Origin of the sequence: Streptomyces sp. NPDC048623, from assembly GCF_040650755.1 — a bacterium.
Classification (GTDB): Bacteria; Actinomycetota; Actinomycetes; order Streptomycetales; family Streptomycetaceae; genus Streptomyces.
In genome coordinates, this window is sequence record NZ_JBEZHV010000011.1 from 16,038 (window position 1) to 42,799 (window position 26,762).

Below are 26,762 nucleotides of genomic sequence, written 5' to 3' on the forward strand. Positions count from 1 at the left end.
GACGCAGCAAGGCCCCGTCCTCCCCAGCGGAGGAACCGGGGCCTGCGGCGTTTCCGGGGCCTGCGGCGTTTCCGGGGCCGGGCGGCTTTTCCGGGGCCGGGCGGCGTTTCCCGACCCCGCGCGGCTTTTCCGTGCCCTACAGGCGCTGGATGATCGTGCCCGTCGCCAGCGCCCCGCCCGCGCACATCGTGATCAGCGCGAACTCCTTGTCCGTCCGCTCCAGCTCGTGCAGCGCCGTCGCGATGAGCCGCGCCCCGGTCGCCCCCACCGGGTGCCCGAGCGCGATCGCCCCACCATTGACGTTCACCTTCGCAAGCCCGTCCAAGTCCCGCTCGAATTCCTGCGCCCAGCTGAGCACCACCGACGCGAAGGCCTCGTTGATCTCGACCAGGTCGATGTCCTTGAGCGACATCCCCGCCTTGCCGAGCACCGCCCGGGTCGCGTCGACCGGCCCGTCGAGGTGGTAGTGCGGGTCCGCGCCGACCAGGGCCTGGGCGACGATACGGGCCCGCGGGCGCAGCTTGAGCGCGCGGGCCATCCTCTTCGACGCCCACATGATCGCGCTGGCGCCGTCGGAGATCTGGGAGGAGTTCCCGGCCGTGTGGATGGCGGTCGGCATGACTGGCTTCAGCCCGCCGAGGACCTCCATGCTGGTGTCGCGCAGCCCCTCGTCGCGGTCGACGAGCCGCCACATGCCCTGGCCGGCGTGCTGCTCCTCCTCCGTCGTGGGGACCTGGACGGCGAAGGTCTCCCGCTTGAAGCGCTCCTCGGCCCAGGCGACGGCGGCGCGCTCCTGGGAGAGCAGGCCGAGCGAGTCGACGCGCTCGCGGGTGAGGCCGCGGCGGCGGGCGATGCGCTCGGCGGCCTCGAACTGGTTGGGCAGGTCGACGTTCCACTCGTCCGGCCAGGGCTTTCCGGGGCCGTGCTTGGAGCCGGAGCCCAGCGGGACGCGGGACATCGCCTCGACGCCGCAGCTGATGCCGATGTCGATGACACCGGCCGCGACCATGTTGGCCACCATGTGGCTGGCCTGCTGGGAGGAGCCGCACTGGCAGTCGACGGTGGTGGCGGCGGTCTCGTACGGGAGGCCCATGGTGAGCCAGGCGGTGCGGGCCGGGTTCATGGACTGTTCGCCGGCGTGGGTGACGGTGCCGCCGACGATCTGCTCGACGCAGTCGGCGGGGATGCCGGTGCGCCCGAGGACCTCGCGGTAGGTCTCCCCGAGGAGGTAGGCGGGGTGCAGATTGGCGAGGGCGCCTCCGCGCCTGCCGATGGGGGTGCGTACGGCTTCGACGATGACGGGTTCCGCGGCCATGTGAGCTCGTCCTCTCCTCGCCCGGGTGGGTGTCCCGGCACCCTCGCCGGTCGACGTCACGTAGAACTAGTACGCGTTCTAGTTCTGAGTGCAGTCTTATGACTGCTACCGCCGGTACGCAAGGGTCCGGGACGCAACAGTTCCCGCCGCGCGCCTTGCTACTTGTAGAACTCGTTACTACCTTTCCGGGCAACTTCTGATGGTCCATCAGATATGGAGTTGCCGATGCACTGCCCCCATCTCTCCGAAGGGTTCGACGCCACCGACCCCGATCTGCTCCAAGCCCGCGTCCCCCACCCGGAGTTCGCACGGCTGCGGCAGACCGCCCCCGTCTGGTGGTGCGCCCAGCCGCCCGGTGTCACCGGCTTCGCCGACGAGGGCTACTGGGCCGTGACCCGGCACGCGGACGTCAAGTACGTGTCCACGCACCCGGAGTTGTTCTCCTCGAACGAGAACACCGCGGTCATCCGCTTCAACGAGCACATCGACCGCGACCAGATCGAGGTCCAGAAGCTGATCATGCTCAACATGGACCCGCCCGAGCACAGCCGGGTCCGCCAGATCGTCCAGCGCGGCTTCACCCCGCGCGCCATCCGCAGCCTGGAGACGGCCCTGCGCGACCGGGCCCGCGCCATCGTCACCGCGGCCAGGACGGCCGCGCTGGCGTCCGGTTCGGACGGCGTCTTCGACTTCGTCACCCGCGTCGCCGTCGAACTCCCGCTCCAGGCCATCGCCGAACTCATCGGCGTACCGCAGGAGGACCGGGCCCGGATCTTCGACTGGTCGAACAAGATGGTCGCGTACGACGACCCCGAGTACGCCATCACCGAGGAGATCGGCGTCGAGGCCGCCATGGAGCTCATCGGCTACGCCATGAACCTCGCCGCCGCCCGCAAGGAGTGCCCGGCCAGGGACATCGTGTCCCAGCTCGTCGCCGCCGAGGGCCAGGGCAACCTCTCCTCCGACGAGTTCGGCTTCTTCGTGCTGCTGCTCGCCGTCGCCGGCAACGAGACCACTCGCAACGCCATCAGCCACGGCATGCACGCCTTCCTCACCCACCCCGATCAGTGGGAGCTCTACAAGCGGGAGCGCCCCGCCACCGCCGCCGAGGAGATCGTCCGCTGGGCCACCCCGGTCGTCTCCTTCCAGCGCACCGCCACCCAGGACACCGAGCTGGGCGGCCAGAAGATCAAGAAGGGCGACCGCGTCGGCCTCTTCTACTCCTCCGCCAACAACGACCCCGAGGTCTTCGAGAACCCCGAGCTCTTCGACATCACCCGCGATCCCAACCCGCACCTCGGCTTCGGCGGCGGCGGACCCCACTTCTGCCTCGGCAAGTCCCTCGCCATCAAGGAGATCGAGCTGATCTTCGACGCCCTCGCCGACGAACTGCCCGGCCTCACCCTCGCGGGCGACCCGCGCCGACTGCGCGCCGCCTGGCTCAACGGCATCAAGGAGCTCCAGGTCCGGGTGGGCTGATCAGGTCGGTCCGCCCCGGGAGGGAGGCGGCCGGGCCGGAACCGGTCGGTCCGACCCGGGAGGGGGCGGCCGGGCCGGAACCGGTCGCTCCCCTCGTACGTCCCAGGTGGCATGCGGGGGATACAACGACTGCTCACCATGCGCCTTCTCACCACGCGACTGCTCACCACGCTGCTCGCACTGCTCGCGCTCCAGCTCGGCTCGCTCGTCGCGCCGGCCTACGCCTGCGGCTGCGGCGCCATGGTCACCAACAAGATGGACCGGATCGGCGTCGACCGGGAGACCTCGGCCGTGCACTGGGACGAGCGCACCGGCACCGAACGGATCGTCATGCGTTTCACCGTGCACGGCGACGCCAAGAAGGCCGCCTGGGTGATGCCGGTGCCGCACCGCGCCGACGTCGCCCTCGGCGACCCCGCGCTCTTCGACCAGCTCGACGCCCTCACCGCGCCCGAGCACCGCACCCGCGACTACTTCTGGCCGCGCGGAGACGACTGGCCCTTCGCCTCCGACGGGGACGGCGTCTCCGCCGGGGCGCCGCCCCGCGCCGGCGCGGGTGTCGGCGTCGTCGGCCGGGAGCGGCTCGGCCCCTTCGACGTCGCGCGCCTCACCGCCACCGACCCGGCCGCGCTCGGCGACTGGCTGCACCGCAACGGCTTCGAGCTCTCCGACCGGCTCGCCGCCGAACTGCGCCCGTACGTCGAGCGGAAGTGGGAGTACGTCGCCGTCCGCCTCGCCCCCGAGAAGGCCGGCGACACCCTCTACGGCGCCCTCGACCCGCTCCGCATCACCTTCCCCAACGACCGGCCCGTCTACCCGATGCGGCTCTCCCGGCTCGCCACCACCCCGCAGTCCCTCGGCCTCTACGTGCTCTCCGGCCACCGCATGGAGCCGAAGGACGCCATCGGCGGCGCCCGCCCCGAGGTACTGTTCGCCGGCGCCGTCGACCGGCCGGCCGGCGCCGTCGCCGAACTCACCGGCCCCGGCCGGGTGTTCCTCACCGCCGTCGACCAGTCCTTCCCCGAGCCCGCCCGCATCAGCGGCGACCACGAGCTCGTCCGGGCCGCCGCCGACACGCCGTACCGCGAGATCGTCTGGAAGGACCGGCTGTGGACGGCCGGCGGCATCCCCGTCTGGCTGATCACCGTCACCGGCACGGTCCTGCCGCTCGCCGCAATCGGCTTCGCCGTGGCGCGAATCCGACGCCGGAACCGACGCCGGACCGGGCAGGATCACCCGCGGCCCGGCGCATCCGGTGTACGTTCGGCCGCATGACCACCCATGACCGTGACCAGGCTCAATGGACCGCCGTCGACACCTACTTCACCGATCTGCTCGTCCCGGCCGACGAGGCGCTGACCGCCGCCCTCGCCGACTCCACGGCCGCCGGCCTGCCCCAGATCGCCGTCGCGCCCAACCAGGGCAAGCTCCTGAACCTGCTGGTCGCCACGCAGGGCGCCAGGAACGTCCTGGAGATCGGCACCCTCGGCGGCTACAGCACCATCTGGCTGGCCCGCGCGCTGCCCGCCGACGGACGGCTCATCACCCTCGAGTACTCCCCGAAGCACGCCGAGGTGGCCCGCGCCAACATCGCCCGGGCCGGCCTCGACAAGACCGTCGAGGTGCGGGTCGGCGCGGCCCTCGACACCCTGCCGCTCCTGGAGCAGGAGGGCGCGGGCCCCTTCGACTTCGTCTTCATCGACGCCGACAAGGTCAACAACCCGCACTACGTCGCCTGGGCGCTCAAGCTCTCCCGCCCCGGCACGCTGATCGTCGTCGACAACGTGGGCCGCTCGGGCAGGGTCGCCACCCCGCACCCCGACGACGCGGCGATCACCGGCACCCGCGACATGTTCGAGCTCATCTCGAACGAGCCCCGGCTCGACGCGACCGCCCTCCAGACCGTCGGCACCAAGGGCTACGACGGCCTGCTCGTCGCCCGCGTCCTCGGCCAGTCCTCGGCCAGTCCTCGGCCAGTCCTCGGCCGGCACCGATCGGTCACCCTCTCGGCCGGACAGGACTTCGGGCCCGGTCCGGCACGGCCGCCCGCGTGCCTATGCTGCTGCCATGAGCGTCGTGAAGATCAATGTCCTGACCGTGCCGGCCGAGCAGCGCGAGGTCCTGGAGCAGCGGTTCGCCGCGCGGGCCGGGGCCGTCGAGAACTCGGACGGCTTCGAGTGGTTCGAGCTGCTCCGCCCGCTGGAGGGGACGGACCAGTACCTCGTCTACACCCGCTGGCGGAGCGAGGAGGACTTCCAGAACTGGATGAACGGCTCCATGAAGGCCGCCCACCAGGGAACCTCCGGGGGCGAGGGCGGCAAGGAGCGTCCGGCGCCCGCCGCGACCGGTTCCACGCTGTGGTCCTTCGAGGTCGTCCAGCAGGCCTCCCCGAAGTAACCCGCAGCAGCCCGAAGCAACCTGCAGCAACCTGAAGCAACCCGAAGTAATTCGGGAGCTTCCCCGGGTCGTGCGCGCCGAGAATGGTGCGCATGACCTGGATCTTCTCCCCCGAGCGCGTCGACACCCCGGACGCCACCGCCCTGCGCCGCGACTACTACGGCGATGTCGCGGGCCGCTACTTCGGCCGGGTGCTGACCGAGGACGAGTACGACGACGACATGATCGACGACGGTCTCGAACTGCTCGCCCCGCCGTCCGGCGGGTTCCTCGTCGGCCGCCGCGACGGCGCGCCGGCGGCCTGCGGCGGGGTCGTACTGATCGACGCCGAACGGGCCGAACTGACGCGGGTGTTCGTCCGCCCGGCGTTCCGCGGTACGGGCGGCGCCGACCTGCTCATACGCGGCCTGGAGGACGCGGCCCGTGCGCTCGGCGCCCGCCGGACGGTCCTGAACACCCGCCTGGACCTGGTGGAGGCGCGGGCGCTGTACACCCGCCACGGGTACGCCGAGATACCCGCGTACTGCACCGGCCCGTACATGGAGATCTGGTACGGCAAGGAGCTGTAGCCACCTGACGGGTCACACCTGGTGGTCTCCGGGCGGCTCCGGCGAACGGGGCCGTTCCGCGTCCGAGCCCGCCAGCTCGGCGGTGAGCAGTTCCACGAGCCGTACGAGATCGGTGGGCCGGTCGGGCCCCCACCAGTCGCCGAGGAGTTCCGAGAGCGAGTCCTCGCGCGCCTTCGCGAGCCGTACCGCCGTCGCCGCGCCCGACTCGGTGAGGACCAGCTGGGCCCCTTCACGGTCCACGAGCCGCCGTTCCTCCAGCTGCCGGGCCGCCTCGGTGATCGCCCGCGGCGGTACGGGCGTGGCCTCGGCGAGCCGGGCCGGTTCGACGGTGCCGTGGCACCGCACCCGCAGCAGCAGCCAGCTCGACGCGGGCATCAGGTCGAGCCCTGCCCGGGCGGTGATCTTCTCGTAGATCCGTCTGCGGCCCTCGCGTGATCCGAGCACGGAGAGCGCGCGGGCGCACTCGTCGTACGAGGAGCGCTCGTCGTACGAGGAGCGCTCGACCGGGTTGCCGGCGAGGGTCCGGCTGGGGTCGGGCACGGTGACGGAGCCGCGCAGCCGGTCCTCCTTGAGGAACCAGGAGACGCCGAAGGCGACCAGGACGACAGGCGCCGCGTACAGGAACACGTCGGTGATGGAGGTGGCGTACGCGTGCAGCACGGCGGGCCGCAGCTCCGGCGGCAGTTCGCCGATCGCGCGCGGGTCGGCGGCGAGCCGCCCGGCGCCGGCGCCGGGCGGGAGTTCCGCGCCGGCGAGGGCGTCGCCGAGTTTGCCGGTGAGGCGGCTGGTGAAGAGGGTGCCGAAGACGGCGACGCCGAAGGAGGCGCCGATGGAGCGGAAGAAGGTGACTCCCGAGGTGGCGACGCCGAGGTCCTGGTACGGGACGGCGTTCTGCACGACGAGCACCAGGACCTGGATGACCATGCCGAGTCCGGCGCCGAAGACGAAGAAGTAGACGCTCATCTCCCAGGTCGAGCTGGTCTCGCTGAGCCGGTGCAGAAGCAGCAGGCCGAGGGCGGTGACGCCGGTCCCGGCGATCGGGAAGACCTTCCAGCGGCCGGTGCGGGAGACGATCTGCCCGGAGGCGGTCGAGGTGAGGAACATGCCGACGACCATCGGCAGCATGTGCACGCCGGACATGGTGGGCGTGACGCCCCGCACGACCTGGAGGAAGGTCGGGAGAAAGGTCATCGCGCCGAACATGGCGAAGCCGACGACGAAGCTGATGACGGAGACGAGGGTGAAGGTGCGGATCCGGAACAGCTTGAGGGGCAGCACGGGTTCGGCGGCGCGCCGCTCCACGTACACGAACCGGACGAGCAGCACGGCCCCGAGCACGGCCAGGCCGATGATCTGCGGCGAGTTCCAGTCCCAGGTGGTGCCGCCGAGGGAGGCGACGAGAACGAGGCAGGTGGCGACCGAGGCGATGAGGAAGGTGCCGAGGTAGTCGATGGTGTGGCGGGTGGTGCCGACCGGGATGTGCAGGACGGCGGCGATGACGAAGAGGGCGACGATCCCAATGGGGAGGTTGATGTAGAACACCCAGCGCCAGGAGAGGTGTTCGGCGAAGAGCCCGCCGAGCAGCGGCCCGAGCACGCTGGTGGTGCCGAACACCGCACCGAACAGGCCCTGGTAGCGCCCGCGTTCGCGCGGCGGGACGAGGTCGCCGACGATCGCCATGGAGAGCACCAGGAGCCCGCCGCCGCCGAGGCCCTGGACGGCGCGGAAGCCGATGAGCTGGGGCATGTTCTGGGCGATGCCGCAGAGCGCCGAGCCGATGAGGAAGAGGACGATGGCGCCCTGGAACAGTTTCTTGCGCCCGTACTGGTCGCCGAGCTTGCCCCAGAGGGGGGTGGCCGCGGTCGACGCCAGCATGTAGGCGGTGACGACCCAGGAGAGGTGCTCCATGCCGCCGAGCTCGCTGACGATGGTCGGCAGGGCGGTGGAGACGATGGTCTGGTCGAGTGCGGCGAGGAGCATGCCGAGCAGCAGCGCGCCGATCGCGACGAGCACGGTCCGGTGACTCCGTCCCTCCCCCGGTGCGGGGCCGTCACCGGCCTCCGGCGCGCGTACTTCCTGGGCCATGGGCGTCTCCTCCGTCTCCGCGGACTCCGCCGACCGGTTCGCGGTACCCCCATCCTGGGGTGTTCGTCCCGGTATGGCCTGCCGAGGGGCACAGGTGTTCACCTGGCTCCCAGGTGCGGGCTGCATAATCGCTCGCAGTTGAACCGGGGAGGGACCCAACGATGTCCGGACACACCTGTCCTGAATGCGGTGTACACAGACCTGGCTGCGCCTGCGAGCGCGCGCAGGCGCGTGCGCAGGCGCAGGCCGCGGCACTGGCCGCGGCGGAGGGCTTCGACCCGTTGCGCATCCGGCCGTATGTGACGCTGCCGGGGGCGGGGGCGGGGACCGGGGCGGACACGGCCGCGGACAGGGCTGCGGAGAGGGCTGCGGAGACGGGTCCGGACGAGACGACGGTGTTGCCGCCGGTCGTGGTACCGGAGGCGCCTCCGGTGGCACCGCCGGTGGCACCTCCGGTGACGCCGGGGCCGCTCGCGGGTCCGCTGCCGCCGGAGGTGACGCCCGCGACGGCTCCGGCCGCCGGGGCGACGGCCGCGGGTCCGGGCGGGGGGCCCGAGACCATGCGCCTGCTGCTGCCCGGTACGGCGCCGGATGCCGCGTACCAGGAGGGGTACGAGGCCGGGGGCGCCCCCTACGGGTACGGGGCCGGGTACGAGGGCGGGGCCGGGTACGGGCACGAGGGCGGGGCCGGGTACGAGGGCGGGGCCGGGTACGGATTCGGGGAGGGACACCCCGGCGGCGCATACCCGGACGGGGGATACCCGGACGAGGGATACCCGGACGAGGGATACCCGGACGAGGCGTACCCGGACGAGGGGCCCGCGCACACCCTGGCGTACGCCCCCGGCGGGCGCGGCGGCCGGAGCGGGCGGCGGCAGAGCCGGGCCCGCGGCAGGGCGATCGCGGGTGTGGTCGCGGCCGCCGTGGTCGGCACCGCCGCCCTGGCCGCCGCGCTGATCGGCGGCGGTGACGACGAGACCGAGGACCGGGCCGGCGTGCCCGAGGTCACCACCAGCGCGTCCGAGAACGTGGTCGTCTCCGAGGCTCCGACCACCACCCCCTCCCCCTCGGCGAGCACGTCCGACTCCGCGAGCCCGACGCCGTCCGCCACCGGCTCACCGTCCCCGGTGGCCACCCGCGCCGCGCGCACGACGCCCGCGCCCGCGGCCCCGCCCCGTACGACCTCCGCGGCACCGACCCGCGCGACCAGCACCCCCTCGACGGCCACGACCCTGCGCATCGGCTCCACCGGTGCCGAGGTGGAGGACCTCCAGCTGCGCCTGCGCCAGGTGGGTCTCTACGGCGGACCCATCGACGGCAGGTACGGGCGGAAGGTCGAGCACGCGGTCGAGGTCTTCCAGTCGTACATGTACATCAAGGACGACCCCAAGGGGGTCTACGGGCCCAGCACCCGGCGCGCCCTGGAGAACCAGACGAGCAGCCAGGACGGCGGCTCGGGCGGCGGCGGCTCCGACGGCTGGGGCGGCGGCTGGGGGTGAGGCCGTGACCGGGTCAGGGTCGGCGCCCGGGACCGGGGCGGCGCCCGGGATGTGGACGGACTTGGCGGCCTCGGCCTCGTTTTGTATCGTGGAGGAACAAAGTGGCCCCGCCCGCACTCCCTGACCGGTGGGCGGGACCGCTTCGTACTGCCACACCCCATCTCCGACCACCCCTCCTGGAGATCCCCGATGACCGCCACCACCCCGGCGTCGCTCACCGCCCGCGCACTCCTGCTCGACATGGACGGCACGCTCGTCAACTCCGACGCCGTCGTGGAGCGCTGCTGGCGGCGCTGGGCCGAGCGGCACGGGCTCGACCCGGACGAGGCCCTGAAGGTGGTGCACGGACGTCAGGGGTACGCCACGATGGCCGCCCTGCTCCCGGACCGCCCGATGGAGCAGAACCACGCCGAGAACCGGGCCATGCTCGCCGAGGAGACCGCCGACCTCGACGGGGTGGTGCCGGTGGCGGGCGCGCCCGCGTTCATGGCCGCGCTCGCGCGCCTGCCGCACGCCCTGGTGACCTCGGCCGACGCGGCGCTCGCCGCGGCCCGGATGGGCGCGGCCGACCTGGCGATGCCGGAGACCCGGGTCACCGCCGAGTGCGTCGGCGCGAGCAAGCCGGACCCGGAGGGCTTCCTGAAGGGCGCGGCGGCGCTGGGCTTCGAGCCCGCCGACTGCGTGGTCTTCGAGGACTCCGAGGCCGGTATCCAGGCGGGCCGGGCGGCGGGCATGCGGGTGGTGGGCGTGGGCCCGCGGGCCGCCGCCTTCGCTCCCGACGTGCACGTCGAGGACCTGACCGGGGTGCGGATCGCGCCGGCGGCGGACGGCACCCTCACCCTGAGCTTCGCGCGCGCCTGACCCCGCACCCGCGCCGTACCCCCGTACCCCCGGAGGTCGCGGAAGGGCGGCCCGTACTCGGCGTACGGGCCGCCCTTTCGCGTACCCATCGGCACGCCCTCTCCCGCTCCCGAACTCCCGAACTCCCGAACTCCCGAATTCCCTTGCAGCCAGGGCACGTCACAGCTCTTGATGTGACGTGTTCATGTCGCCACTCTGTTACCTGGCGCACCCCTCACGGAAACCAGGCGCCGCCACGATGACCGGGCCGCCCGGCACCCGGGGTCGCGCCCCGGGCGGGCCGACCGCGGCCAAGGTCCCCCCACCCCAAGGGAGTTCGCATGTCCGCCGCCAGCGTCTACGCGCGTCGAACCGCTGTCCTCGCCGCCTCCGCCGCCCTGACCGTCACCGGCCTCCTCGCCACCGCCCCGGCCGCCCAGGCCTCCCCGCCCACCCCGGTCAGCGCCTCCACCGCCCGCACCTACCTCGCCTCCCTGACGGTGAAGGCGGAAGGTTCCTCCACCGGCTACAGCCGCGACCTCTTCCCCCACTGGATCACCCAGTCCGGCACCTGCAACACCCGCGAGGTGGTCCTCAAGCGCGACGGCGTGAACGTCGTCACGGACTCCAACTGCGCGGCGGTGAGCGGCAGCTGGTACTCCGAGTACGACGGTGCCACCTGGACCCTCGCCTCCGACCTGGACATCGACCACGTCGTCCCGCTCGCGGAGGCCTGGCGCTCGGGCGCCAACTCCTGGACCACCAGCAAGCGTCAGGGCTTCGCCAACGACCTGACCCGCCCGCAGCTCATCGCGGTCACCGACAACGTCAACCAGAGCAAGGGCGACCAGGACCCGGCGGAGTGGATGCCGCCGCGCACCGCGTACCACTGCACGTACGCCCGCATGTGGGTGCAGGTGAAGTACTACTACGGCCTCAGCGTCGACTCGGCGGAGAAGAGCGCCCTGCAGTCGACCCTCAACGGCTGCTGAACGGCCCCCGAGTCCGCGGGCGGACGGCGAGTTCGTGAACGGGCGCTGAACTCGGGCGTCTTCCGCAGGATTGTTGTTGAAGTTGCAAGCATTGGTGAGGTCCGCCTAATCTGAGGACTCGTCGGTTCCGTCCCCACGACCCGTGCCACCTCGGCACGGGCCAGACCGAAGGAGTCCCCACCTCCCATGAACGCGCTCACGAGCCGCCTGAACCAGGCCCAGCCCTACACACTCGGCCTCTTCCGGATCGTCATCGGTCTGCTCTTCGCCTGCCACGGCGCCGCCTCCCTCTTCGGCTGGATCGGCGGCGCCGACGGCAGCGGTGGCACGCTCCCCGGCGGCACCTGGCCGGGCTGGTACGCGGCGGTCATCCAGCTCGTCGCGGGCGGCCTGGTGCTGCTCGGCCTGGGCACGCGCGGCGCGGCCCTCATAGCCTCCGGCTCGATGGCGTACGCGTACTTCGACGTGCACCAGTCGATGGAGCTGTTCCCGCTCCGCAACGGCGGCGAGCCCGCGGCCCTGTTCTGCTGGGCCTTCCTGCTGCTCGTCTTCACCGGCCCGGGCGCGCTGGCGCTCGGCGGCCTCTTCGGCGCGCGTGGCACGGCCGCGGGGCGCGCGGAGGAGAAGTCCGCCGCGGTGACGGCGTAAGAACGAATCGTCAGGACCGAGCACGACCGAGCAGGGCCGAGCAGGGCCGCAGGACCGCAGGACTGCGGGGCCGGGGCCGGGGACCGCTGAGGCGGTTTCCGGCCCCGGTCGGCGTCCGGGGCCTGGTCGCCGCGTAGGCTCAGGCCCCGTGAACGTGCTCGACGGCACGGGGTGGTCACTGCAGTCGCTGACCTCGGGCCCGTGGATCTACGCGGCGGTGGCGACGTCGATCCTGCTCGACGTCTTCCTGCCGGTGCTGCCGAGCGGAATCCTGGTGGTCACGGCCGCCACCGCCGCCTCGGCCTCGGCGGCAGGTGCCGTGACCGCGGCCGCGGCCGCGGCGGGCCCGGCCGGTGCCGCCGTCGCGACCGGCGCCCCCTACGCCCCTGCCCTGCTCCCGCTGCTGCTCTGCGCGGCCGGCGCGTCGGTGCTCGGCGACCTCGCCGCGTACCGTCTGGCCCGGCGCGGCGGCGGCCGGCTGAGCCGCGCGGTGGCCCGTTCACGTCGCCTGAGCGCTGCGCAGGAACGTCTCGGCGAGACGCTGGCGCGCGGCGGCGGACTGCTCGTCGTCCTCGCCCGGTTCGCCCCGGCGGGCCGCTCCGTGGTCTCCCTGGGCGCGGGCGCGACCGGGCGGCGGCTGCGCGACTTCCTGCCGTGGTCGGCACTGGCGGCCACGGTCTGGGCGACGTACGGCGTCGGGCTCGGCTGGCTCGGCGGCCGCTGGCTCGGCGCGACCTGGCTCGGCGCCTGCGTCCCGGTGCTCGCGCTCTTCCTGGCGGGCTCGCTCGCGGCCTATGTCATACGGCGTCCGGCTGCGGCTCCGGCGCCGACACTGGCGGGCTGACCGGGTGCGGGTGCCCGTCCGGGTGCGGGTGCCCGTCCGGGTGCGGGTGCCCGTCCGGGTGCGGGTGCCCGTCCGGGTGCGCGTGCGCACCGCGTACGTGCAGGTCGGCGAGGAGGTGCGCGGTGGCCTCGGCGATCTGGTCCACGGCGCGGTCGAAGACCTCGCGGTTGTGGGCGGCGGGCGCGCGGAAGCCGGAGACCTTGCGGACGAACTGGAGCGCGGCGGCGCGGATGTCGTCCTCGGTGGCCTCGTGGGGCAGGGCGGGCGGGCGGAGGGTCTTGATGCTGCGGCACATGCTTCCAGTGTGACGCGCCCCACTGACAGCGCTCCACTGACAGCGCTCCACTGACAACGGCGGCCCGCCCGCCGTCAGCTCAGGCCCCGCCGGCTCCGGGCGTTGATCTCGGCGGCCCGGGCACGCAGCTCCCGCATCGGGGTGGCGGGCTGGACGTCGGCGGGCTCGGCCTCCCACTCGGGGCCGCCGTGGACGGGCCGGATGAGGAAGCGGCCGGCGACGGCGTCGACGTAGAAGCCGACCCGCCCGGTGGCCGTGTCCCGTACGAGGTCACCGACCTCGGGCTCTGACTTCACGCATCCCTCCCGTCCGGCTCGTCCATCTCGTCCCTCTCGTCCATCTCTCCGGAGATCAGATGGATACACCCAGCGAAGCCCGGGCGTCGCGCTGTGTCAACGCATCTCTAGAGATGTCCCCCGAAGGATGGATCGCCCACGCGGGCCGCCCCACCGCTGCACACCGCCTCGCGGAGGCTCGCCGTAGGGTGTCCCGCAGACGGAAGGGAGTGGTCCACTCATGACTGACCCGGAAAGCGGTCGTCGGCCCAAGTACCAGCGGATCGCCGACGAGTTGAGGACCGCGATCCAGTCGGGCACCTTCGCGCCGGGCGACCGGCTCCCCGGCGAGAACGATCTGATGTCCACCTACGACGTGGCCCGGATGACCGCCCGCCAGGCCCTGTCCGTCCTGCGCAACGAGGGCCTCGCGGAGGCCCGCAAGGGCGCCGGCGTGTTCGTCCGCTCCTTCCGCCCGCTGCGCCGCCGGGGCATCCCGCGGCTGGCCCACGACCACTGGGGCAGCGGCCGTTCGGTCTGGTCGGCGGACATCGAGGACCGCGCGCTCGTGATCGACCAGCTGGAGGTGACCCCGGCCGCCCCGGCGGGCGCGCGGGTGGCCCGGGTGCTCGGCCTGGACTCGCCGGACGCGCCGGTGTGCGTACGCAGCCGCCGCTTCGTACTCGACGAGCGCCCGGTGCTGCTCTCGGTCTCGTACCTGCCGGCCTCACTCGCCGAGGGCACCGCGATCACCGAACCGGAGACGGGCCCCGGCGGCACCTACGCCCGGCTCGCCGAACTGGGGCACCGGCCCGTCCACTTCCGCGAGGAGATCCGCAGCCGGATGCCGACGGCGGAGGAATCCACCCGCCTGGCCCTGGAGTTCGGCACACCGGTCATCCTCATCGGCCGAACGGCCCTGACGGAGGCGGGAGTCCCGGTGGAACTCAACGAGATGACCCTCGACTCGGCGTCGTACGTACTGGAGTACGACTTCCGCGCCTAGGCGGCACCGGCGGGGGCGCCGCTGCTCCCCTCGCGCTGCGGGGGGAGCCCGTACTGCTGCAGCTCGGAGTTGACCTGCCCGCCGAGCGTCATGACGTTGAGCGTCGCGGAGTTCTCACTGGCGATGGCCTTCTCCACCCGGGCGACGAGCGTCGTGAACGCGTCCCGGTCGGACTGCCCGTGGTACGGCCCGACGCGGGCGGCGAAGTACACCCGCTCGTGCCCGAGCAGCTGCTCGGTCGACCGGTAGTTCTTCCACTGCTCGCGATACCGGTACACACTCTCCAGCGACACCGACGCCACCACGACCACACTGAGCACGGTCGCCGTCACCCGCGCGAACCCCAGATCCACATTCACCAGCACGGGCACGAGCGCCGCCCCGACCACGGACACCGTCCGCATCCGCAGATGCATCGCCTTCATCCTGGTGGCCTTGCGGTCGTACCACTCCTGGTACTGCCCGAGCCGCTGATCGACATACCCCTGCGGCGTCATCTCCCCGTTCGGCACCTGCACTTCGGGCCCGTCCCCCATGTCTTCCATACTCCGGAGTACACCGGGCCCGCCGCGCACACGTCAAGCGACGCTGTCACACCCCGCGCCTGCTGTGGCCCCTGGCGCTCACAATCCCCAGGCGTTCCGCGTGGGGAGCAAGCTCCGGGAGCTGCACGGCCGGACCGCCTGGCGGCAATCCGGCCATGGAACCGGCGTCACCGCACTCATTCCGGCGGAACGGGCGCCACAGGCAGCCGCTCGCTGTGGAGCCACGTGAACGTGCGGTCAGGTTCGAGATGAGCGTCTCCCCAGTGGATGGCGTGGATTCCGCGATCGGGGTCAGCGGTGAAGAAGACACAGATGAGCTTCGTCGTGGCGCCCAACTCCTCGAACGCCTCGTGCATCTGCTCGTACTCCTCGGTCACGAGGCCGTCATCCAGTGGGAACAGGGCTTCCTGAGGGTCCGGCCCGTGCCCGATCAGCATCCGCCGACGCGTCGAGGACGCGTCCGCGGCCAGCCGGGCACGGTCCAGTGGCGTCGGACGGTTCGCGTACTTGAAGGGGAAGAGCGCGTGATCATTGACCACGGCGTAGTCGTACCCGCGCACGTCTCGCACGGCCCCGCCCAGGTCCAGCGCCGCCGTCGCCAGCTCTTCGCGTACGGCCTCCGCCAGGGTGGCCCCGTACGGGCTCCGCTTCTTCAGCCGCGCGGCCAGATGCACCTCACGCGCGCGAAGATGCGCCCTCGCCAACTGCACCGGCACCGCGGCTGCGAGCCGCCCGGCCTCCTTGCCGAAGCGCCCTGCCGCCCACGCCGAAGGCCTCGCCCCGCGATCACCGGTTCCAGACACGCGACACCGCCCCTCCCCCTGCCTGTCCGCTCGCCTCAACCTGTGTGCCAGCTACACCGAGGTCACGCAAGAGGGCCTGCCGCAGGAGGGACGCCGCCCGTACGCTCGGGCGCGTGATCAAGTGCATCGTGTTCGACATCGGCGAGACCCTCGTTCACGACGACCGCTACTGGGCGCTGTGGGCCGACTGGCTCGGCGTCCCCCGGCACACCCTCTCCGCGCTCGTCGGCGCCGTCGTCGCCCAGGGCCGAGACAACGCCGACGCCCTCCGCCTCCTGAAGCCGGACATCGACATCAGCGCCGAGTACGCCGCCCGCGAGGCCGCCGGCCGTGGCGAGCACCTCGACGAGACCGACCTGTACGGCGACGTCCGCACCGCGCTGGCCGCGCTGCGGGACCTCGGCGTCCGCGTGGTGATCGCCGGGAACCAGACGAAGAAGGCCGCTGGGCTGCTGCGGGCGCTCGACCTCCCCGCCGACCTCGTCGCGACATCCGGAGAGTGGGGCTGCACAAAGCCGAGCGCCGAGTTCTTCACCCGCGTGAACGACGTTGCGGGCGGCGCGTTGCCACGGGAGACCGTCTATGTCGGCGACCACCCGGCGAACGACACTCTGCCGGCGGCGGCGTACGGGTTCCGTACGGCGCACCTACGACGCGGCCCCCGGGGACACCTGTGGGCGGAGGACCCCGCCGTGGCTGCGGCAGCGGACTGGGTCGTCGACTCCCTGCACGACCTCGTCGACATCGCACGCCGGGAGAACGACCTGTAGCCGTTCCGGCACACGCCTGGTGATGGCGGGGGTACGGTCAGTGCATGCCCGCTGACAGCCCGCGGGAGGTGGGCGAGCGGATCGCCGCCCGCCGACGCGCCCGCCGCCTCACCCAGACTCGACTCGCCGCGCTCGCCAACGTCTCGTACGCCACCGTTCGCTCCGTCGAGCGCGGCGCCCGCTGCCCGAGCGACGGCGTCCCCGAAGCTCTCGCGCGCGCTCTCGATGTCGATGCCACCCAGCTCCGCTCCGGTGATCAAGGCACGGAGCGGCGAGTGCACACTGCGCTGTCAGAGCTGTCGGCGGTCATCGCGGGGTACGAGATCCCGCGGGGCCCGCCGACGCGGCACCCTGGCGAGTCGACCGATGCAGTCGGCACAGCGGTCGAATGGCGGCTGGGCGCACAGTACGGCCGGATCGCCTCCGCGATCCCGGACGTGCTCGCTGACGCAATCCGCCACGTCCATGCCGCACCCAGGCGCGAGCACGCCGACGCCGCCCGGTTGCTGGCGTCGGCGGCCCGCACGGCGGACGCGGTGGCGTTCAAATACGGCGCCCGTGATCTGTCGGCCCGGCTCATCGACCTCATGCGGTGGGCCGCAGACCGCTCCGAGGGGTGACGACGCGGGGACCGGAGTGCACCCGCCGGCGTACTTGCACAAGGACTGGCGTGTGTGCGGGCCGAAGCTGCCGCCGCTCCCCGGACCGGACGACGGCGTAGTGATCCCGCCGCGGTTCGTGCGGTCTCGGAACCAGGCACGACCCTGATCTCCTGCCTGTTCGTGGTCACGGCGGACCACGAGCGGGCAGGGCATACGGCCCCCGGCCGGACACCAGTCCCCCGGCCGGGGCTACTTCACCAGCTCCGCGAGGGGAGAGAAGTAGCCTCCGAGCCCCGCCTCAAGCTGCGCAGGAAGCCTCTACGCTGATACGTGAACCCACGCCGTCCGGTCCCGAAACGACTTGAACGGGGACCGCTCAACGGCCAATCACGCACGAGCCGTTGTCAGTGCCGGCCCGTATGGTCTCAAGCGCGCGGTCGGCTTCCGGGGGTTCCAGCTCTGAAGGGAATGGTTGCATCCCCGGCCTGTCTGGGGGCGGCCCGGAGACTCGTCCGGGACCTAACCGACGGTCGGGCTTCGTCGATGGCCAGGAGATCACCTGCCAGCGCCGACCGCGCACCACATCGGTGGGAGTGCCTACCAATCGCGCCACTTGTCCGTGAGCTCATACCGCCCAAGCCCGTGCCGGGCGGTCAACGCGGTTACGTCGACGCCGTGCTCACTCAGAGCCTGGTCGATGTAGGCGCGCAATGCCTCACGTTCACCCGTCTCGTAGCCGCAGTGGATGTCGTCCACAGCGTTCAAAGCCAGGACGACGCGCTCCACCACGGCGAAGACCTGGACGTCTTCCGTGCTATCCAGCTCGGCCACCTCCGCGTCGAAGGAGTCGAGGACGGTATCGGTCGCCGTCAGGAGTTCCTCCGGGTACAGGTCAGCCATGCAAGCACAGCCAGGATCCAGGGTGCCGGTAGCAAGTTGCTCGGCCTCGCGGGCTATGCCCTTGCGCCAGCTCGTTGTCGGTCTCTCAGACATGACGCGGACCGTACAACGTGCATACGACACCGGGGCCGCCGCGCAATCGCGACATGATCTCGGAATCACCGGTCTTTCAGCCGCTTTCGGGCTTCTGACCAGCGCATACGGGTCAACCCGAGCTGTCAGGCGTGCGGCCGGCGGGCGGGGCGGACTGGGGCATAGCAGGAGCGCGGCCCGGGCGACGGGCCGCGCGCCGCGCTGGGCGTGCCATCGCCGCCCACGTCGACGAGCAGATCAGGAAGGTCCGGCCGGGCGAGTCCGGCGACGCATCTGCCACGGAACTGGCACGGAGCCGCTCCCTCGCCTCCACACCCAAAGAACGAACAAGGCCCAGGTTCCCGGTTCAGTGCCGGTGGCCTGGGCCTTTGTCGTGCTGCCTGCTGGTGGGCGCGGACGGTTTCGAACCGCCGACATCTGCTTTGTAAGAGCAGCGCTCTACCCCTGAGCTACGCACCCGTGGAGTGAAGCAACAGCGTACATGGCGGACGGGTGGGGACCGCAAACGGATGGAGGGGGTGAACCGGTGGGGGGCGTGTGGGCGTCTGTAGTGGGTGGGAGAATTGGACCGATCGGGCACGCGGTGAGACGGCACGGGGAGAGGGCGACGTGAGGGCGAGCGAGGGCAGGGGCAGGGCGGCGTCCGGGATCAGCAGCACGCTCCGGTTGGCCCTCGCGCTTCCGCTGCTCGCCGGGGCGCTGCTGCCGCAGGCCCTCGCCGGTGGCGGGGGTGGCGGGCGGCGGTGGTTCGGGGGGCGGGACGAGAGCCGGCGGGCCGAGGCGCAGGCCGCGAAGGACGCCGCCGCGGCCGCGTTCTACGAGCTGGACACCGCGCAGCGCGGGCTGCGGATCTCCATCGAGACGATCAGCGCCGTGGACGACTCGGCGGACGCCCGCCGCGCCGTCGACGGCTTCGCGGCGCTGGGGCGGCGGATCGACGAGGTCAGCCATACGTACATCACGGCCGTCGACGCCCATGACCTCGACCGGGTCGAGCTGGACGCGGCGACCGCCGGGCGGGCCCGCGGTGAGCTGGAGCGGGCCAAGGCCGAGCTCGTACGGACCAAGGAGGAGCTGGACCGGTTCGAGCAGGGGCTCGCGCCGCTGCTCGAACGGGCCGAGACCCAGCTGGCCCGGCTCGCGCCCGCCGTCGAGCGGGCGCGGCAGGCGCTGCGTCACGCGAGCACCGCCCTCGACGCGGTACGGGAGCGGGGCTTCCGGGCCGACGACCTCGCGCTCCGGCTCGCCCGGCTCGGGCCCGAGCTCACCCGGCTCAACGAGGGCGCCGGGCGGCACGGCGTCGCCGAGACCCTGCAGCGTGCCGACACCGTGCTGCGCGAGGCCGAGGCGGTACGGGCCGAGGCCGAGCGGGTGCCCGAGCGGGCCGCCGAGATCGACAAGCGGCTCGTGTCGCTCCGTACCCGCGCACAGGCGCTCGCCACCCGCGCCGCCGGGGTCGAGCCCGTTCTGTCCGAGCTGCGCCGCCGTTTCGCCGTCGCCTGCTGGCAGGACCTCCAGCATGTGCCGGAGCAGGCCGACACCGCCGCCCGCCAGGCCGAGGAACGGCTCGCCGAGGCGTCGAAAGCCCGCTCCGAGCAGCGCTGGCCCGACGCCACCTCGCTGCTCTCCACCGCCCGCGCCCTCCTCAACACCGCCGACGAGGGCGTCGCCGCGGCCGGCGACCGGCTGCGGCGCCTGAACGCCGTCGCCAAGGACCCGCAGGCCGAGATCGAGCGCGCCCGCTTCGCCGTACGGGACGCGCAGCGGCTCGCGATGGCCGGCCGTACCACCCCCGACCCCCGGCACGCCCGCCCCCTCGACGAGGCCGTGGTCCGGATCGACCGGGCGGTGGCCGCGCTCGACGGCGACCGGCACCCCGACTACTGGGCCTTCCTCACCGAGCTGGAGGCGATCCGCGGCACCGCCGCGCACGTGGTCGAGCAGATCCGCGAGGAGCGGGGCCGGGCCTGAGCCTCACCCCGTAACCTGTGGCCATGCCTCGTTACGAGTACCGCTGCCGGACCTGCGGCGACACCTTCGAGCTCAGCCGTCCCATGGCCGAGTCCGCCGCCCCCGCCGCCTGCCCCGCCGGGCACGACGACACCGTCAAGCTGCTGTCGGCCGTGGCCGTGGGCGGGACCGCCGCCGCACACCCCAAGGCCTCCGGCGGTGGCGGGTGCTGCGGCGGAGGCTGCTGCGGCTGACCAAGCAGGCTCTAGCTGTCCAGGTACCTCAGCACCGCGAGCACCCGCTTGCTGTAACCCTCGCTCCGGCCCGTCAGCTCCAGCTTGTCGAAGATCGCGTTGATGTGCTTCTCCACCGCGCTCTGCGACACATGCAGCCGCGCCGCGACCGCCGCGTTCGTGTGCCCCTGCGCCATCGCCGCCAGGACCTCGCTCTCGCGCGCGGTCAGGCGCGCCAGCGGGTCGGCGTGCGAGGAGCGGACGAGCAGGCGGCGGCTCCTGCGGCCGTCCCCCGGGTGGTCAGGCCGGGTCCGGGAGCGCGGCGGGGGCGCCGTTGAGCCGGGGCGACGTGTGCTCCCGGGTGTGCTCCCGGGCCGCCGCGCGGAAGGCGCGGACGATCTCCTCGCCCGCCGCGACGCCCCGCGCGGCCATCGCCGTCACGTGCGGCGCGCCCCAGTCGGTGTCGGCGAGTTCGCCGTGGCCAGGGCGCCAGGCCCGGTCGGCGGCGAGCAGCAGATCGGCGTCGAGGAGCGAGTCGCCGGCGGCGAGGGTGAGGGTGGCGCCGGTGCGGCGGGCGACCTCGCGCATGGCCGCGCTCTTGGTGAGCGGCCGGGGCACGGCGTACACCTTGCGGCCCTGGAGCGAGACGGTCCAGCCGCGTTCGCCCGCCCACGCGGTGAACCGGTCGAGCCAGTCCTGGGGCAGCCGTTCGCGTTCGACGACGAGATAGGCGAACAGGTCCTCGGCGACGCGGTGCTTGCGCACCCAGGACAGGTCGGTGGTGGCGGTGAGGTAGGCGCGGACCTCGGACAGCGGCGCGCACGCGTCGTCGACCCGGCGCCGGACCTCGGCGTGCCAGTCGGGGTCGGAGACGCCGTCCACGAGCAGGTGTCCGCCGTTGGCGCAGATCGCGTACCGGGGGGCGAGATCGCCGCCGAGCAGTGAGATCCGCTGGTACTGCTTGCGGGTGCGGGTGGTGGTCGGCACGAAGACCGTCTCGGCGGCGAGCGCGCGCAGTTCGGCGGCGGCGCGCTCGGTGACGTACGAGAGCGGCTTGGCCTCGTGGACCTCGACGCAGAGGAGGCGGGGGGCCTGCGGGTCGGGCATGCCGAGGGCGAGGGCGCCGGTGGAGTAGATGAGGGTGCGGTCGAGGTCGCTGGCGACGAGGACGGTGGCGCCCGTGGCGGAGGCGGCGGAGGTGGCGGAGCCGGTGCTCACGTCGGTGCCGGTGGCGGCGCTCACGCCGCTGTTGGCGCTGGTCACTCGGACACCACCGCCTTGCCGTCGGCGCCGGTCGCCCCGCGGGTGAACCGGGGGTGGATCAACCCCACGCAGCTGTACGGCAGTTCGTCGACCTCCTCGACCGGCACCCCGCGCTGTTCGGCGAGCAGCCGTACGTGCGCGAGGTCGGCGTCCGCGCCCCGCTTGGCCAGGATCTTCCAGGGCACGCGGCGCAGCAGCACGCGGGTCGTCTCGCCGACGCCGGGCTTGACCAGGTTCACGTCGTGGATGCCGTACTCCTCGCTGATCCGCTCCACCGCCGCCCAGCCCTCCCAGGTGGGCGTGCGGTCGGCGGCGAGGAGCTCCTTGACCTCGGTGCCGACGGCGTCGGCGACCTCGTCGAAGCGGGCGGCGACGGCGTCCAGGAAGGCGGTGGACACGTCGGCGCCGGCCAGTTCGCGGTAGAACTTGGCGCCGTGGAAGTCGTGCGCGCCGACCAGGTCGGCGCGCAGCACGGTGCGGGAGATCAGGCCGGAGACGGTGGAGTTGAGGCACGCGGAGGGGATGAGGAAGTCCTCGCGGGTGCCGTAGGTGCGGACGCACGAACCGGGGTCGGCGAGCACCGCGATCTCCGGCACGAAGCCGGCGGACGCGGACCCGTTGACCTCGTCGAACTCCCTGATGGCCTCGGTGAGTTCGCGGGTGATGGCGCCCTTGCCGGTCCAGCCGTCGACGAAGACGACGTCGGCCGGATCGTGGTGCGCGGCGAGCCAGCGCAGCGCGTTGGCGTCGATGCCGCGGCCGCGCACGATCGACACGGCGTAGTGGGGCAGGTCGAGGCCGTGCCGGTGCTGGGCCCAGCGGCGCATCAGGACGCCGACCGGGGTGCCGGCACGGGCGAGCGAGACGAGGACGGGGCGGGGGCCGCGTTCCGCCAGGACGGTCTCCGTGACCGTGCCGACGGCGCGGGCGATGCGGGCGGCGGAGGCGTCCAGGGCCGTGTGGAACAGCTCCTGGTAGCGCGCGCTCGGCTGGTACTCCACCGGCAGCGACTCCGCGTAGTGCGCGCCGCCGCTCTGGATCGCCTCCTCGCGCTCCTCGGTCGGGGCCTCCAGCTCCACCTCGGACAGGTCCTGGAGCAGCCAGCCGACCTCCTCCGGCGCGTACGAGGAGAAGGCGGGGCCACGGAGGGGCTCGGGCAGCATGGAGCTCCTTTCGGGAGCTTCGGGAGCATCGGGAGCGGGAGCTTCGGGAGCGGGAGCTTCGGGAGCGGGAGCTTCGGGAGCGGGAGCTTCGGGAGCGGGAGCTTCGGGAATCGGCGACGGCGTGTAGGACGGGACGACGGCCAGTACGACGTGCGGTATGTGCGCGGCGAGCTGCGCGAGCAGTCCGTCCGGCGCGTGCAGCTCGGGGGTGTCGGCGACGGAGTCGACGACGGCGACGACCGCGTCGAACCCGGCGCCCGCCACGTTGTACGCGTACCGTTCCCCGGGCCCGTCGGCGGGCACGTCGTGCGCCGGGAAGGCGAGCCGGGTCCTTATGGCGTACCCGGGATCGTCGACGGCGAGCACGGGCGAGCGCGTGGTGGTCGAGTACCGCACGTCCACCCCCGCCCGCTCCAGGGCGAGGGCCAGCCGCAGCGGCGCGTACATCAGCTCCTCGAAGCCGAGGACGAGGACGCGGGGGGTGACGGACGGGGCGGAGGGGCCGGCAGTCGGCCGAGCGCCGACGGGCGCCGACGGGCTCGCGGCGGTCGGGAGCTGCGCCCCGGCGGCCGGCGCGGCCGCGCCGGCCCCTTGCCCGGGGGGCGAGCCCGCGTCCTCCAGCGCCTCCGCGATCCTCGCCGCCATGTCCGGCAGGGCCTCTTCCAGGGCACCCCGGTGCTCCGGGGTGAAGCCGTGGCGGCCGCCGTCCGGTATCGCCGGCGGCCAGGCGAGAGAGATCCGGGACGGGGCGCGGCGCGGCGCACGGGGGGCGGGTACGGCGGCAGGGCCGGTGGTCCCTGACGGCGCGGTCTGCGCGGCCCCGTCAGGGGCGGGCGCGGCCCCCGGCGCGGACGGCAGAGCCAGCCCGACTTCGCTGGAGGCGGACCCAGCCGGATCGGCGGCACCGGACGGCCCGGCCTCGCCTGAGGCGGGGCCGAGCGGGGCCGCAGGGGCCGCCGGGGTCACACGGTCCGCCGGGGCCGCAGGGACAACCGGAGCCGCCGGGGTCACAGGGGCAGCCGGAGCCGCCGGGACCGCAGGGGCAGCCAGGGTCACACGGTCCGCCGGGGGCGCAGCCGTCGTGTTCGCCGGCGTCCGTGCCTCCTGGGCCGCCACGATCTGCTGGCCCTTCGTCAGGACGCCGTCCGGGAGGAGGACCGTGCCGGTCGCGCCGGTGATCAGGTCGATGCGGGCGCCGATCTCGCCGCCGAAGGCCTCCAGGCGGCCCAGGTCGGCGGCCGAGCGCATGTCGACCAGGGCGACGATCACGTAACGCTCGCGCGGGTAGCGCTCGTGGAGGTCGCGGATGGTGTTGAGGACGGTGTTGCCGGTGGAGAACTCGTCGTCGACGAGGACCAGCGGGCCCGACCCCGGGCCGCCCGCGAGCAGCTTCGGGTCCTCGGGGAGGAGGAGGTGGGAGGTGGCGTGGGAGTGGGACTCCTCGAAGCCGCCGGCGCTCGGCACGCCCTCGACGGGGCGGCGGGTGGAGTGGAGGTACGGGGCGGAGCCCAGGCCGTCGGCGACGGAGTGGCCGAGGCCGGTCGCGGTCTCGGCGTAGCCGAGGACGACGGACCGGGCGGCCTCCGCGTCGCCGAGCAGCGCCCGTACCCGTACGCCCAGCTCGTACCCCGCGCCGTAGACGACGCTCGGGCGCTGCGGCACGTGCTTGCCGAGCACGTTGGACACCAGCAGATGGGCCCGCTTGGGGTTGCGGCGCAGTGCGAGGCCCAGCAGGTCGGGCAGCTTCTCGTCGCCGATCAGTTCGACGCCCAGTCGCTCCGCGACCCAGGTTCCGGTCCACACCACGTCGTCCATGTCCCTTCGTCAGTCCGTCAGCTCGTCAGCTCGTCAGCCGGTCGCAACGGCGAGGCCGGCGGTGAGCAGCTCCACGAAGCCCACGTCCTCGCGGGCCACGCCGAAGACCTCGGCGCGTCGCAGGGTCCGTTCGGCCCAGGCGCGGTGCGGCTTCACCTCGTTCATCTTGTTGGTGTACGCGGAACGGAGCACCCCGCCACCACCGCGTTCCGGCCGCAGTATGTCCTGGGCGTCGCTGAACTCCTCGTGGGTGACCACGGAGAGTGCGTGCACCGGCACCACGTGGGTGGGGTGGATGCAGGTCTTGCCGAGCAGGCCGTTGGCGCGGTCGAGTTCGATCTCGCGCAGCAGTCCGTCGATGTCGTGCTCGATGAGCGCGGTACGCAGGTCGTCGACGCGGCCCGCCATGAAGGGGCTGCGGCGCAACTGTGGCTTGAACATGCGCTCGCCGGTGCGGAAGTACTCCCAGACGGGGCCGGTGATGGTGAAGCCGGTGCCGTCGGCGCGGCCGAGGACGTTGACGACGTCGCCGATGGCGGCGGCGACGATCTGGACGTCGTACGCGGTCATGTCGGGCGAGCGGCGCAGCCCGTAGTTGGAGCAGAAGTCGGTGACGCCCAGGCGGAGGGCGAGGATCCGCTCGCGGTACTTGTCGGTGAGGGCGGCGATGCCGGCCAGGGTCTCGGCCCGGGTCTCCAGGTGGAGCAGCTCGGGGGACTCCAGGACGGGCATGGCGAAGAGCCGACGGCCGCAGGAGCGCTCGGCCTCGGCGAGGGCTTCGAGGAAGGGGCGGCCGCGGGTCTCGGTGAACTTGGGCAGTACGAATCCGGACAGCAGGTGGACCGTCTCGCCGAACCGGGCGACCAGGTCGGTGATCTGGCGGGGCTCGCGGACCCGGATGAAGAGCAGTGGCAGAGCGCCCGCGCCGTCCGCGCCCTGGCCGGCGCCCGCGGCTTCCCGGGCCTCCTCGCCGCCCCCGGTACGCCCGCCCCCGGCAGCCCCTGTACCCCCGTCACCGGCAGCCCCAGCGCCCGCCGCGAGTTCGGCGAACTGGCGGACCAGATTGGCCTCGCCCGCCTCGACCTCCGCGTCGCTGATCGAGTCCTCCAGGCAGAGGACCATCGAGACGACCCCGCGGGCGGCCTGCTTGCGTATGTCGTCGGCGAGGCGCGGCCGGGTGGCGGGGCTGTAGAGCGTGGCGCCGAGGGCCGTGGCGAGCGTGGACGCGGGCGAGTCCGCCGTGAAGGCGGCCGGCTCCTGATGGAACAGACCGGACCGCACATCGGCCGGGATGTGCCCGAAATGACGCATTTGTTCTCCCCCGACTACGTGGACGGCCCTGACGACATGTGGCCGGTAATAGTACGTAGGCAAGGGTGTCCATAGTTCCCCACGTACGTGAAGTTCAGGTAACTCGTCCGCTTCCAGACCCCCCGCGTTGTCCTGGGGGCGGGTGGGCAGGGAAGATGACCGGCATGACGCACGCGATGCTGAAGGGCTCCAACGTCCCTCTCGACACCGCGGCCGTACGGGCCGTGCTCCGCTGGACACCGGGACCCGGCGTGCCCGACGTGGACGCCTCGGCCCTGCTGCTCGGTGCGGACGGACGTGTGCGTTCGGACGAGGACTTCGTCTTCTACAACCAGCCGCGGCACCCCTCGGGGCTCGTCCGCAAGCTGGCGAAGAAGCGCGGCCCGGAGGGTCTGACGGACATGGTCGAGGCCGATCTGGGCGCCCTGGAGGCGTCGGTCGACCAGGTCGTGATCGCGGCCTCCTCGGACGGCGGCTCGTTCCGGGCGGTCACCGATCTGCGGATCATGCTGTACGACGCGGCCCCGGGCGCGGCGGGCGGCGAGCCGCTCGCGGTGTTCGACGTGTCGGCGGAGACCGGCGAGGAGACCGCGATCATCTGCGGCGAGCTGTACCGGCGCGGCGAGGGCTGGAAGTTCCGGGCGGTCGGGCAGGGCTATCCGACCGGTCTGGTGGGGCTCGCGACGGACTTCGGGGTCTCGGTCGACGACGCGGCGGAGGGCGCCCCCGAGGCCGCCGGGCCAGAGGCCGCCGGGCCCGCGTCCGAAGCCCCGGCCCAGGCCCCGGAGGCCGCCACCGCGGCGCCGCCGCACGACCCGGACGCCACGATGGTGCAGCCGCCCGCCGAGGCCGCCGGGCCCGCGCCCGGGCCCGTACCGGCGCCCCCGGTCGTACCGCCGCAGCCGACCACTCCCCCGGCGACGGCTCCGGCGCCCGCGTACGGCTATCCCCAGCCCGTCGCGGCACCGCTGCCCGCACCCGCGTACGGCTACCCGCACGCGGCGCCCGAGTTCCGGATGCCGCCGATGGGCCCGCAGTTCGTCGGACGCTGAGCCTGGCACCGAGCCGGG

Annotated in this window: 24 protein-coding genes, 1 tRNA gene and 3 pseudogenes; 16 read left to right on the forward strand and 12 right to left on the reverse strand. The window is 73.0% G+C overall.

Annotated elements, in window-relative coordinates; translation table 11 throughout:
* Positions 1 to 136 precede the first annotated feature (136 nt).
* On the reverse strand, positions 137 to 1,315 hold the full coding sequence (locus AB0C73_RS17700) for a steroid 3-ketoacyl-CoA thiolase (RefSeq protein ID WP_362530529.1): 1,179 nt from the start codon (positions 1,313 to 1,315) through the stop codon (positions 137 to 139).
* A gap of 225 nt (positions 1,316 to 1,540) precedes the next feature.
* On the opposite strand from AB0C73_RS17700, the gene AB0C73_RS17705 reads away from it, so the two are divergent.
* The 5 genes and pseudogenes from AB0C73_RS17705 (at position 1,541) to AB0C73_RS17725 (ending at position 5,760) form a co-directional block, all read left to right on the forward strand.
* Entirely contained in the window at positions 1,541 to 2,794 is a 1,254-nt protein-coding gene (locus AB0C73_RS17705; RefSeq protein ID WP_362530531.1) for a cytochrome P450, read from the forward strand.
* Positions 2,795 to 2,932: 138 nt separating this feature from the next.
* Positions 2,933 to 4,069 carry a DUF2330 domain-containing protein gene (locus tag AB0C73_RS17710; RefSeq protein WP_362530534.1) on the forward strand — a complete coding sequence of 379 codons (1,137 nt, stop codon included), beginning with the start codon at positions 2,933 to 2,935 and terminating at the stop codon, positions 4,067 to 4,069.
* Positions 4,066 to 4,743: pseudogene (locus AB0C73_RS17715) on the forward strand (O-methyltransferase); the annotation flags it as partial. The gene AB0C73_RS17710 and the pseudogene AB0C73_RS17715, both read left to right, overlap by 4 nt.
* Positions 4,744 to 4,861: 118 nt before the next feature.
* Positions 4,862 to 5,191, forward strand: coding sequence for an antibiotic biosynthesis monooxygenase (locus AB0C73_RS17720; RefSeq protein WP_362530537.1), 330 nt, complete (start codon positions 4,862 to 4,864; stop codon positions 5,189 to 5,191).
* Positions 5,192 to 5,283: 92 nt separating this feature from the next.
* A complete protein-coding gene (locus tag AB0C73_RS17725; RefSeq protein WP_362530540.1) occupies positions 5,284 to 5,760 on the forward strand; it encodes a GNAT family N-acetyltransferase in 477 nt (158 codons plus the stop codon).
* A gap of 12 nt (positions 5,761 to 5,772) precedes the next feature.
* Here AB0C73_RS17725 and AB0C73_RS17730 read toward each other — a convergent pair whose 3' ends face one another.
* Positions 5,773 to 7,845 carry an MFS transporter gene (locus AB0C73_RS17730; RefSeq protein WP_362530542.1) on the reverse strand — a complete coding sequence of 691 codons (2,073 nt, stop codon included), beginning with the start codon at positions 7,843 to 7,845 and terminating at the stop codon, positions 5,773 to 5,775.
* A gap of 431 nt (positions 7,846 to 8,276) precedes the next feature.
* Between AB0C73_RS17730 and AB0C73_RS17735 the strand changes: the two genes are divergently transcribed.
* The 5 genes from AB0C73_RS17735 to AB0C73_RS17755 all read left to right on the forward strand — a co-directional run bounded on the left by AB0C73_RS17735 (position 8,277) and on the right by AB0C73_RS17755 (position 12,668).
* Complete coding sequence (locus AB0C73_RS17735) at positions 8,277 to 9,344, forward strand: peptidoglycan-binding domain-containing protein (RefSeq protein WP_362530545.1); 1,068 nt, start codon at positions 8,277 to 8,279, stop codon at positions 9,342 to 9,344.
* A gap of 189 nt (positions 9,345 to 9,533) precedes the next feature.
* Positions 9,534 to 10,205 carry an HAD-IA family hydrolase gene (locus AB0C73_RS17740; protein WP_362530548.1) on the forward strand — a complete coding sequence of 224 codons (672 nt, stop codon included), beginning with the start codon at positions 9,534 to 9,536 and terminating at the stop codon, positions 10,203 to 10,205.
* A gap of 320 nt (positions 10,206 to 10,525) precedes the next feature.
* Complete coding sequence (locus tag AB0C73_RS17745) at positions 10,526 to 11,176, forward strand: HNH endonuclease family protein (protein ID WP_362530551.1); 651 nt, start codon at positions 10,526 to 10,528, stop codon at positions 11,174 to 11,176.
* Between the two features lie 186 nt (positions 11,177 to 11,362).
* Positions 11,363 to 11,824, forward strand: coding sequence for a DoxX family protein (locus AB0C73_RS17750; protein WP_362530554.1), 462 nt, complete (start codon positions 11,363 to 11,365; stop codon positions 11,822 to 11,824).
* A gap of 148 nt (positions 11,825 to 11,972) precedes the next feature.
* Positions 11,973 to 12,668 carry a VTT domain-containing protein gene (locus AB0C73_RS17755; protein ID WP_362530557.1) on the forward strand — a complete coding sequence of 232 codons (696 nt, stop codon included), beginning with the start codon at positions 11,973 to 11,975 and terminating at the stop codon, positions 12,666 to 12,668.
* A gap of 88 nt (positions 12,669 to 12,756) precedes the next feature.
* On the opposite strand, the pseudogene AB0C73_RS17760 reads toward AB0C73_RS17755, so the two are convergent.
* A pseudogene (locus tag AB0C73_RS17760) lies at positions 12,757 to 12,963 on the reverse strand (DUF2277 domain-containing protein); the annotation flags it as partial.
* 74 nt (positions 12,964 to 13,037) lie between these two features.
* Positions 13,038 to 13,259 (reverse strand): hypothetical protein, encoded by a 222-nt coding sequence (locus AB0C73_RS17765; RefSeq protein WP_362530560.1) that lies wholly within the window; start codon positions 13,257 to 13,259, stop codon positions 13,038 to 13,040.
* Positions 13,260 to 13,479: 220 nt separating this feature from the next.
* Here AB0C73_RS17765 and AB0C73_RS17770 point away from each other — a divergent pair, with 220 nt between their 5' ends.
* Positions 13,480 to 14,244, forward strand: a complete 765-nt coding sequence (locus AB0C73_RS17770; protein ID WP_362530562.1) for a GntR family transcriptional regulator — start codon at positions 13,480 to 13,482, stop codon at positions 14,242 to 14,244.
* Here the strand turns inward: AB0C73_RS17770 and AB0C73_RS17775 are convergent.
* Both AB0C73_RS17775 and AB0C73_RS17780 read right to left on the reverse strand, forming a co-directional pair.
* Positions 14,241 to 14,789 carry a DUF4231 domain-containing protein gene (locus AB0C73_RS17775; protein ID WP_362530565.1) on the reverse strand — a complete coding sequence of 183 codons (549 nt, stop codon included), beginning with the start codon at positions 14,787 to 14,789 and terminating at the stop codon, positions 14,241 to 14,243. The genes AB0C73_RS17770 and AB0C73_RS17775 overlap by 4 nt on opposite strands.
* 176 nt (positions 14,790 to 14,965) lie before the next feature.
* Positions 14,966 to 15,592 (reverse strand): hypothetical protein, encoded by a 627-nt coding sequence (locus AB0C73_RS17780; RefSeq protein WP_362530568.1) that lies wholly within the window; start codon positions 15,590 to 15,592, stop codon positions 14,966 to 14,968.
* Positions 15,593 to 15,705: 113 nt separating this feature from the next.
* Here AB0C73_RS17780 and AB0C73_RS17785 point away from each other — a divergent pair, with 113 nt between their 5' ends.
* Both AB0C73_RS17785 and AB0C73_RS17790 read left to right on the forward strand, forming a co-directional pair.
* Complete coding sequence (locus AB0C73_RS17785) at positions 15,706 to 16,362, forward strand: HAD family hydrolase (RefSeq protein WP_362530570.1); 657 nt, start codon at positions 15,706 to 15,708, stop codon at positions 16,360 to 16,362.
* Between the two features lie 44 nt (positions 16,363 to 16,406).
* Positions 16,407 to 16,982, forward strand: a complete 576-nt coding sequence (locus tag AB0C73_RS17790; protein WP_362530572.1) for a helix-turn-helix transcriptional regulator — start codon at positions 16,407 to 16,409, stop codon at positions 16,980 to 16,982.
* A 579-nt stretch (positions 16,983 to 17,561) separates the two neighbouring features.
* On the opposite strand, the gene AB0C73_RS17795 is transcribed toward AB0C73_RS17790, so the two are convergent.
* Both AB0C73_RS17795 and AB0C73_RS17800 read right to left on the reverse strand, forming a co-directional pair.
* Entirely contained in the window at positions 17,562 to 17,957 is a 396-nt protein-coding gene (locus tag AB0C73_RS17795; RefSeq protein ID WP_362530574.1) for a hypothetical protein, read from the reverse strand.
* Between the two features lie 384 nt (positions 17,958 to 18,341).
* Positions 18,342 to 18,416 (reverse strand) — tRNA-Val (locus AB0C73_RS17800).
* A gap of 189 nt (positions 18,417 to 18,605) precedes the next feature.
* On the opposite strand from AB0C73_RS17800, the gene AB0C73_RS17805 reads away from it, so the two are divergent.
* Both AB0C73_RS17805 and AB0C73_RS17810 read left to right on the forward strand, forming a co-directional pair.
* A complete protein-coding gene (locus AB0C73_RS17805) occupies positions 18,606 to 19,928 on the forward strand; it encodes a hypothetical protein (RefSeq protein WP_362530987.1) in 1,323 nt (440 codons plus the stop codon).
* 23 nt (positions 19,929 to 19,951) lie between these two features.
* Positions 19,952 to 20,161 (forward strand): zinc ribbon domain-containing protein, encoded by a 210-nt coding sequence (locus tag AB0C73_RS17810; protein ID WP_362530576.1) that lies wholly within the window; start codon positions 19,952 to 19,954, stop codon positions 20,159 to 20,161.
* An 11-nt stretch (positions 20,162 to 20,172) separates the two neighbouring features.
* On the opposite strand, the pseudogene AB0C73_RS17815 reads toward AB0C73_RS17810, so the two are convergent.
* The 4 genes and pseudogenes from AB0C73_RS17815 to AB0C73_RS17830 form a co-directional block, all read right to left on the reverse strand.
* Positions 20,173 to 20,415, reverse strand: a pseudogene (locus AB0C73_RS17815) (helix-turn-helix transcriptional regulator); the annotation flags it as partial.
* 25 nt (positions 20,416 to 20,440) lie between these two features.
* A complete protein-coding gene (locus tag AB0C73_RS17820; RefSeq protein WP_362530989.1) occupies positions 20,441 to 21,358 on the reverse strand; it encodes an HAD family hydrolase in 918 nt (305 codons plus the stop codon).
* Between the two features lie 41 nt (positions 21,359 to 21,399).
* Positions 21,400 to 24,381, reverse strand: a complete 2,982-nt coding sequence (locus tag AB0C73_RS17825) for a phosphoribosyltransferase (protein ID WP_362530579.1) — start codon at positions 24,379 to 24,381, stop codon at positions 21,400 to 21,402.
* Between the two features lie 33 nt (positions 24,382 to 24,414).
* Positions 24,415 to 25,692, reverse strand: a complete 1,278-nt coding sequence (locus AB0C73_RS17830) for an HpcH/HpaI aldolase/citrate lyase family protein (protein ID WP_362530581.1) — start codon at positions 25,690 to 25,692, stop codon at positions 24,415 to 24,417.
* A 155-nt stretch (positions 25,693 to 25,847) separates the two neighbouring features.
* On the opposite strand from AB0C73_RS17830, the gene AB0C73_RS17835 reads away from it, so the two are divergent.
* Positions 25,848 to 26,744 carry a TerD family protein gene (locus AB0C73_RS17835; RefSeq protein WP_362530583.1) on the forward strand — a complete coding sequence of 299 codons (897 nt, stop codon included), beginning with the start codon at positions 25,848 to 25,850 and terminating at the stop codon, positions 26,742 to 26,744.
* Positions 26,745 to 26,762: the final 18 nt, after the last annotated feature.